Below are 7,119 nucleotides of genomic sequence, written 5' to 3'. Positions count from 1 at the left end.
TTACTGACGTATTTAAGATACATTAAAAAGATCGATCATTATTTTGTGGACGAATAGGTAGCAAAAAACGCCAACCCTTGATATTACTGGTATATCAAGGCGTCAACGCTTCTAAATAATGATAAAGGGGGAACTAAAGGGGAAAACTAAAGTAAATTTAGCTTATTTGAGTACTTTTCCTTAGCAGTTCTCGTTACATGTAAGTAAATATTTTTGGTCGTTTGATCGTTAGCGTGTCCGACTCTTTGCTGAACAATATATATCGGAACGCCTAACTCAGCGAGTTTAGAAATGTGAGTATGCCTGAAAATGTGGCAGCTCACTTTTTTGTTTATGTTAAACCTTTCTTTTGCTAACCGCAGCCACCTATTAATGGTCGGTTCGGGCAGATAGCTACTGCCGGCAGTACGGAAAATGAAGCCGTCTGAAACAAGCTTATGTTGCTCTTTTAATATCTCCACGGCTCGGTCTGGGAGGTCAACCGTGCGAATGCTTGATTGCGTTTTAGGGGAATCCTGCTTCACGGCTTTCTTACCAGGAATTCTGACAATAGTGCCGTTGACAGTCGCTCCCCATGGCTTTGTCCTTTTGTTAATGTCTTTCCAAGTCAAAGCGGCTGCTTCACCATATCTCATACCGGTGAGGTAAAGGAATTCGCAAAAACGCCCATAGACAGGATCCCTGCTATAAAGATATTCTAAAACGTTCTTTAACTCTTCTGGTTCTAAATATTTTTCCTCTATTTTATCAGCAATTTCTTCTTTACGATAATCCACTGACACATCGCGCATGGGGTTTGCTTTGACATAATCATGCAAAACGGCATAGCGGAACATAACGTTCAATGTTTCCTTATAGTGCTTTACAGATCCATTTTTAAGGTTGTATTTGTATATCAAATCATTGAGATAGTTAGTTAAATATTTTGAGGTCAGTTTGGATACCAGAACATCTTTTCCAATATCTTTAACGATCCTGCGGGAACGGCTAGTAGCGTTGTAAAGAGTATAAGGCTTGACCTTTAACGCGTAATCTTTCAACCATTCAGCATTTAGATCGCCAAGCTTGACGTTGCTTTTTATAGTTCCGTCAACAATTGAATTTAATTTATCGCCTATTTTCCGTTCTAAGACCATCTGAGCCTCTTTACGAGTGTGGGCGGTGTTCTTATCGAAAGTGACGGAAACCTTCTTGTGGTTGCCGGTAAGCGGGTCCTTGTACTGTTCTCGGAACTTGTATTTGTTATCCTTAGTTTTTTCAACCCACATGGTTGTTCCTCCTTTCATCGTAGATCTAAACATTATTGATCTGAAGTATATCTAAAACTCGCACGTATGTTCTATTGAGTGTCTTTTTAAACCGGTCGATTTCGACCGGTTTAGAATTTGATATAATTGAGAAAAAACAAACATTCGAGGTGTAATTATGCCTGCTTGGTTAAAAATTACTATACTATGGTTGCTGTGGGCTATCGCAGCATCTGCATCGTATGTTGTGCAGCTAGTCAATCCAAAGAACCGCCTTTACAATCCTTGGGTGAGTGCTGTTCTAACGGCAACAGCAACGATGTTTCTTCTTCTTTAAGGCTTTTTAGTATATTTTGGAAGTTGATCATTGCGTTTTCATAGTCTTTTTTGATGATATAGTCTTGAATAGAAGCAATGACGTTTTGTGTCCCGCTTGTATAAGCGACTATTTTTCCGAACGCTGTTGCCTGCTCACTTACGTATTCCACACCTTTTGAATTTAATAGTGCTGCCGTGTAGCCGCAATAGTCGCTAAAAGCTGAGCGAATTTCTTGAGCTTTCTTTGCATTTCGACGCTCTGTTTCTTGACGGAGTTGCATTTCCTTCAACTGGATTTTAGTTTCATTGTCAGACTTTGTAGAAAGTGTTTTGGCAACAGCACTGGCAATGGCCTGAATTGCGGCGAAAATTATTCCACCTAGGGCGACACCTGCTGTTATCCAAGCCCCTAAAAACTGGTTGATGTCTTTAATAACCATCACGTCCTTTCTCCGGAGAGGGCTTTTTTATTGCCCGGCGTTCCACATGGCATTGCCGGTTTCGGCGTGGTTCATAATGTCTTGGTCACTATTGGGCATGCCCGCATTGGCAAGACCTTGTCGTGATGCGTCAACATCAATCCAGTATCCGTTTGACCCGTAAACACGTCCGTGCATCAATCCATCGCTACCAACAGCGGCCTGTGCATTTCTTTGCAGTTCAGAGTTGTTATAATTGTTATTCGATGCCGGGTTATGATCAGCGTTTGGCGCAGCGGTTTGCTGGCTCTGGGAAGCTTGGGTGTTTCCGCTTTGCTGACCACTAACAGCCTGTTGGCTACTAGAAGCGGCCTGACTGCTTTGAGCTGAGCTGGAAGAAGAGCTGCTTGAACTCCGCTTCGTGCTTGCATGTTTTTTATGATGCTTAACCACCTTAGTAGATGGTGAGCTGCTACTAAATGTTTTGTGCGCTTGTTGTGATGCCAGATTGTTGCAACCGGCTAGTGACAGGCCGGCAACTAAAGTGACACAGATTAAACCTATTTTCTTCATAATTATTCCCCCATAGTGTAAAACCCGCCGAATTATGGCGGGCCCTTTTTATTCATTTAAACTTGCTATCATGGCCAAAAACATAATAAACAAAAAGAAAGCAACCCCTAATCCCACTTGGATTAGTGCGCCAATACCGGCAGACTTAGCATTTTTAGGTTCGTTATTATGCCAAACAATAAAGAGAATAAGGCCAACAATTGGTATAAAGAAACCTAAAACACCCCACCAAACAGATCCTGTATCATTAACCTGATCACTAACTGATTGAGTATTAGGAAGCTGGACTCCGCAATTTGGGCAGATGATAGCTTTAGGGTCTACTTCTTTGCCGCAATTAGGGCAGTATTTCATTATCAAGCACCTGCCATTCCAGCAAGCAATCCGATAACGAAGCTAATTCCGAACCCCCACCAAGCAGAAACGGCGCAACGATGTGCACGTTTTGGAGTATTACTCTTGAATGCAAAGTAAAGGATCCAACCAATAACTGGGAATAGGAAGCCAAGAACGCCCCACCAAGCAGATGGATTAGGCTCGTCATTTACGTTGGCAATTGAAGCGCCGCTTACTGGAACGCCACATTTAGGACATACAACCGCCTTTGCGTCAATCTCCGCTCCACAATTTGAGCAAAATTTTGTTTCCCTTGAAGCAACATTTGTATTTTGATTATTCATGATAATAGTTCCTCCCTAAATAATCGGTAGCTTTTAACGTCGATCACGCTTGGACGTAAATCAGTAACCCAAAATAACTTCTTTAACGATGTTCTCGTCACGGGCGGGAATATCATTTTGTTTCATAAAATCTAAATAGTTGACCGACTTGGGATCATCATCCCAGGCGTCAAGATACCGATGGAATAGGTAGCTAATCATGAACCGGTTAGCGCCATATTCCATTTTTATTTTCATCGTCATGGTGGCCTTGTATAGTTCTGCCTCGTTCTGTTGCTTAGCAGCATGGCCTAGTTCGTGAAGAAGAACCACCTCGTGTTCAGCCTCGTCTAATTTCTGGTCAATGAAGATGGCGTTGATTGCTGGCACATAGTACCCAGGCACATCCAGATCACCGACAAGCACGACTACGCCAAGTTCCTTGATGATGTCCTGAATCTTGGCAACCATAAGCATCACTGTTCCTTACTGCTGAGGTAAGCTCTCCACAGTTTCTTCATTACTTTGCGATCGTGATCAGTAACGGGTTGACCTTCATAAGACATAGCGGCATCAATGGCTTTATCCAGATTAACCGTCTCAGTTACCTTATTCTTATTACCGTTTAGCAGGTAATCGGTTGTCACGTTGAATACACTCGCTAGTTTGTTTACCATTTCGAGATCTGGCTCCGTCCGGCCATATTCCCAATTGGCATAGGTTTGCATACTGGATAGTCCTATCTGCTTAGCAACAAGTGTTTTGCTCCAGCCTTTGCCTTCTCGCAAAGAGGTGAGGCGTTTGCTAAATTCAGTCATAATACTCACGCTCCTTTTTAGCTATATAATACAACTGTTAAACATAATAATTACATTTCTAGCTAAATAATTTAATAACAGTGTTGACTTAGCTAAAAAAGCGAGTATCATAATAGCTGTAAGTTAAATAAATCAGCGAACATGGAGGTGATGTAATGACTTCATTGCTGGAAAAAGATGCTTACATTAAGTTGAAAGAGCAGGTCAATAGTCGGGGGCTTAAGACAAGCTATGTTGCCCGAAAGATTGGCATTACTCCGAATTATTTAGCCAGTATCATGAACGGTAATCGTAACTTGACAACAGATGTGGCTATTAGGGCTAGCCAAGTATTAGGCTTACCAATTGACTATTTTTTAAACAAAAGTTAGCTATTTTAGCTAACCAGAAGGAGGATAAATATGAATCATCAGCTTATTAAAGTCACGGTCAAAAACAATCAGCAAGTTGTTTCTGCACGAGATTTGCATAATGAACTGCAATTAAAAAAAACGGTTCAGCGCTTGGGTAGCTCAAAATTTTAAGAGCTTTGAGCAGGGGACGGATTTTGAGGGCGTACTTATAAGTACACCCTTCAATCCAAACTATCCAGATGGGAGACAGCAAGAAATTCAAGATTATGTGCTAACCCTTGATATGGCCAAGGAACTCTGCATGATGAGCCACACTGAACGGGGCAAGCAAGTTCGCCGCTACTTCATTCAATTGGAGAAGAAGTGGAATGACCCGAAAGAAGTCGTCAAGCGTGGGTATGAGATTCTTCAAAGTGAGAACGCGCGGTTACGGCTTGAGAATCAGCAGATGAAGCCCAAGGCGTTGTTCGCCGACGCGGTTTCGACCAGTAATTCAACCATCTTGATCGGCCAGCTTGCCAAGATTATGCGCCAAAACGGTGTGAACATCGGTCAGAATCGCTTGTTTGCCTGGATGCGTGATAACGGCTATCTGGGGACACGAGGAAGCAACCGCAACGTGCCAACGCAGTACGCAATGGAGCTCGGCCTGTTCAAGGCGAAGGAAACTGTCATCAACCATGCGGACGGCCATACGACGGTGAACATCACTACGAAGGTAACTGGGAAGGGCCAGCAGTATTTCATCAACAAGTTCCTGGGCGGCCGTGTGGTGGTTGAGTAGGAGGCAAGAGAATGCAGAAACCAAGAAACACTAATTTGGTTGCAAATAAAAAAGTGAAGATCGACGTTGAAAACCTTTTGGAACTAAAAAAGCTGCTTAAAACAGCGGTTAAGCAGTCAAAGCAGCTTCAAAAAACCATAAGCGAATTACAACATTTCGAGCTAAAAGTTAGAACCCAAGTTGACGAGTGATGTACTCGCTAGTAGCCTCGTCTAGCATTTGCTGGAATGTCGTGAAATGCGAATGCGATGAAACGAATGCGTTCATCTTTTCGTCGGGGAAGGCGTCAAACTCTTCTGTTGTCTTGATACCGATAGCATCAAAAAAACTATCTGCATTTGGGAAAGTAGTGTGTTTTTGCATGAAACTATCAGTTAAAAGCTCAGCGAAACTTGTTTGGTGTTCTCCCGCGAAGTTCTGCACGCGTTTGGCCATTTTATCGAGTTGACGAGAAAAATCGTCCAATATGATTCACCTCCTTTCTCAAGGAGATAAATCAATTATATCAGGAAGGAGGCCGGCAAGATGAGCCCGTTCCGTTATCAACTTTATCGTGAAGAGCTGGCCAAAGAACTCGGCATATCTGTTGAGACAGTTGACCAACGCAGACGGTGGGCCAAAAAGCACTATCCAGATTGGCGGAAGGTGTTCCTTTATCGAGGACCTATCGACATTCGGGAATGGCAGAAGATGATTGCTTGCTATTCCGATTATCAATACGAGAAGCACCAGGATCCGCACTTGAAGGTCTTGGAAAGAGAGGGGTGACACTAATGGCATTTCTAGTAAGCCTGCCTTTCTTGATCATTATTGCTGTGTTCTTCATTGGCACGGTGGTGAATGTAATCAAGGGCGACCATGTGTTTAAGAGCTACGACAAGAAACATTAAGAGGAGGTGTTAATCATGAATCCAGTTTTCAAGAGCACACTGGCAACATCAGCAATGTTCGTAGCTATGCTGAGTGAGCATTTCATCGTTGCCTTTGCATTCAGTATGTATCTGCTCTATGTCTTACTCACCAGCATGGTAGACGATGACGAAAGCACGAAAAAAGACGCCAGCACTGGAGATGCTGACGTCAAAGTTAAACACAATTAAAAGTAATTTTCGGAGGTAATTATACCATGAACAAATTAGCTATTAAAGAACTGCATAAGCAGATCGACGATCAAATTCACGAGCTTAAGAATTTGAGCTTATCGCTTCACCGATCAAGCGACCCCATTACCAGCCAATACATCATTTCTAGGATGCAGAATCGGTCAGCACAGTTGCACATCCGGACTGCTCATCTTGGTACAGGATTGGCAGAACAAGGGCGTAAAGAAATGGGGTGGAACTGATGGACAACGTTCAATCACTGAAACAAGCGATGCAGCCAGTGAGCGATGACCGCTTCACAATTACCGACGATTCCGGTGTTGTTTGGGCCTTGCGCAAGTTGAAAGAGATCGAAGCAGAGCATGACAACGATGCGCAGATGGTTGAGGAAGCTATCAAGCCAGAGCAGCAGAAGATCGAGCAGGCCAAGGAATGGCTTGCTGAGCGGGACCGAAAACGTGAAGAGTCACGTCAATATTTCATTTCACTTATTCGTGAGTATACTGACCCGAAGCAGGGAGAGAAAGCCGCGTACAAGTTGAAGACACCACTCGGCAACATCGCTTATGTCAAGAAGCAGCCGAAATTCAAGCATGATGATGAAGCGTTGCAGAGAGGTTATCCAGACTATTCAACTACCAAAATAACCCACGGGTTTGATTGGGCAAAGTTCAAGAAGGATATGAGCCTCAACAAGCTTCCTGTTAAAGATGGTAACCTGGTCGATCCAGAAACAGGGGAGATCATTCAAGGTGTCGAGGTTGAGGAACCAGCGCATCGAGAGTTCACGATCAAGCCGAACAAGGAGGCCAAACAATGACACTGTTGGAAGTACAAGTAGAGCT

At 43.2% G+C, this 7,119-nt stretch carries 14 protein-coding genes and 1 pseudogene; 7 read left to right on the top strand and 8 right to left on the bottom strand.

Annotated elements, in window-relative coordinates; genetic code table 11:
- Positions 1 to 146: 146 nt before the first annotated feature.
- From ACI31J_RS06890 to ACI31J_RS06860, 7 genes are all read right to left on the bottom strand, one after another.
- A complete protein-coding gene (locus tag ACI31J_RS06890; protein ID WP_439773693.1) occupies positions 147 to 1,268 on the bottom strand; it encodes a tyrosine-type recombinase/integrase in 1,122 nt (373 codons plus the stop codon).
- 236 nt (positions 1,269 to 1,504) lie between these two features.
- Positions 1,505 to 2,005 carry a hypothetical protein gene (locus ACI31J_RS06885; RefSeq protein ID WP_439773692.1) on the bottom strand — a complete coding sequence of 167 codons (501 nt, stop codon included), beginning with the start codon at positions 2,003 to 2,005 and terminating at the stop codon, positions 1,505 to 1,507.
- Positions 2,006 to 2,032: 27 nt separating this feature from the next.
- Positions 2,033 to 2,557 (bottom strand): hypothetical protein, encoded by a 525-nt coding sequence (locus ACI31J_RS06880; RefSeq protein WP_439773691.1) that lies wholly within the window; start codon positions 2,555 to 2,557, stop codon positions 2,033 to 2,035.
- A gap of 48 nt (positions 2,558 to 2,605) precedes the next feature.
- Positions 2,606 to 2,911, bottom strand: a complete 306-nt coding sequence (locus ACI31J_RS06875) for a zinc ribbon domain-containing protein (protein WP_439773690.1) — start codon at positions 2,909 to 2,911, stop codon at positions 2,606 to 2,608.
- Between the two features lie 2 nt (positions 2,912 to 2,913).
- Complete coding sequence (locus tag ACI31J_RS06870) at positions 2,914 to 3,237, bottom strand: zinc-ribbon domain-containing protein (protein WP_439773689.1); 324 nt, start codon at positions 3,235 to 3,237, stop codon at positions 2,914 to 2,916.
- A gap of 60 nt (positions 3,238 to 3,297) precedes the next feature.
- Complete coding sequence (locus tag ACI31J_RS06865) at positions 3,298 to 3,687, bottom strand: DUF6782 family putative metallopeptidase (RefSeq protein ID WP_439773688.1); 390 nt, start codon at positions 3,685 to 3,687, stop codon at positions 3,298 to 3,300.
- A gap of 5 nt (positions 3,688 to 3,692) precedes the next feature.
- Positions 3,693 to 4,034 carry a helix-turn-helix domain-containing protein gene (locus ACI31J_RS06860; protein WP_439773687.1) on the bottom strand — a complete coding sequence of 114 codons (342 nt, stop codon included), beginning with the start codon at positions 4,032 to 4,034 and terminating at the stop codon, positions 3,693 to 3,695.
- A 155-nt stretch (positions 4,035 to 4,189) separates the two neighbouring features.
- Between ACI31J_RS06860 and ACI31J_RS06855 the strand changes: the two genes are divergently transcribed.
- The 3 genes and pseudogenes from ACI31J_RS06855 to ACI31J_RS06845 all read left to right on the top strand — a co-directional run bounded on the left by ACI31J_RS06855 (position 4,190) and on the right by ACI31J_RS06845 (position 5,362).
- A complete protein-coding gene (locus ACI31J_RS06855) occupies positions 4,190 to 4,405 on the top strand; it encodes a helix-turn-helix transcriptional regulator (RefSeq protein WP_439773686.1) in 216 nt (71 codons plus the stop codon).
- A 30-nt stretch (positions 4,406 to 4,435) separates the two neighbouring features.
- A pseudogene (locus tag ACI31J_RS06850) lies at positions 4,436 to 5,171 on the top strand (phage antirepressor KilAC domain-containing protein).
- A gap of 11 nt (positions 5,172 to 5,182) precedes the next feature.
- Positions 5,183 to 5,362, top strand: a complete 180-nt coding sequence (locus ACI31J_RS06845; RefSeq protein ID WP_439773685.1) for a hypothetical protein — start codon at positions 5,183 to 5,185, stop codon at positions 5,360 to 5,362.
- Here ACI31J_RS06845 and ACI31J_RS06840 read toward each other — a convergent pair.
- Entirely contained in the window at positions 5,340 to 5,636 is a 297-nt protein-coding gene (locus ACI31J_RS06840; protein WP_439773684.1) for a hypothetical protein, read from the bottom strand. The genes ACI31J_RS06845 and ACI31J_RS06840 overlap by 23 nt on opposite strands.
- A gap of 60 nt (positions 5,637 to 5,696) precedes the next feature.
- Here ACI31J_RS06840 and ACI31J_RS06835 point away from each other — a divergent pair, with 60 nt between their 5' ends.
- The 4 genes from ACI31J_RS06835 to ACI31J_RS06820 all read left to right on the top strand — a co-directional run bounded on the left by ACI31J_RS06835 (position 5,697) and on the right by ACI31J_RS06820 (position 7,094).
- On the top strand, positions 5,697 to 5,939 hold the full coding sequence (locus tag ACI31J_RS06835) for a hypothetical protein (RefSeq protein ID WP_439773683.1): 243 nt from the start codon (positions 5,697 to 5,699) through the stop codon (positions 5,937 to 5,939).
- A 137-nt stretch (positions 5,940 to 6,076) separates the two neighbouring features.
- A complete protein-coding gene (locus ACI31J_RS06830) occupies positions 6,077 to 6,271 on the top strand; it encodes a hypothetical protein (RefSeq protein ID WP_439773682.1) in 195 nt (64 codons plus the stop codon).
- A gap of 26 nt (positions 6,272 to 6,297) precedes the next feature.
- Positions 6,298 to 6,516, top strand: coding sequence for a hypothetical protein (locus ACI31J_RS06825; protein ID WP_439773681.1), 219 nt, complete (start codon positions 6,298 to 6,300; stop codon positions 6,514 to 6,516).
- Positions 6,516 to 7,094, top strand: a complete 579-nt coding sequence (locus ACI31J_RS06820) for a host-nuclease inhibitor Gam family protein (protein WP_439773680.1) — start codon at positions 6,516 to 6,518, stop codon at positions 7,092 to 7,094. Before ACI31J_RS06825 ends, ACI31J_RS06820 begins: the two co-directional genes overlap by 1 nt.
- Positions 7,095 to 7,119 lie beyond the last annotated feature (25 nt).

The sequence above is a fragment of the Limosilactobacillus sp. genome (assembly GCF_051873075.1).
Lineage (GTDB): Bacteria > Bacillota > Bacilli > Lactobacillales > Lactobacillaceae > Limosilactobacillus.
Note: the sequence above shows the minus strand (reverse complement) of the source record. Positions and strands in the feature narration are given on the sequence as shown.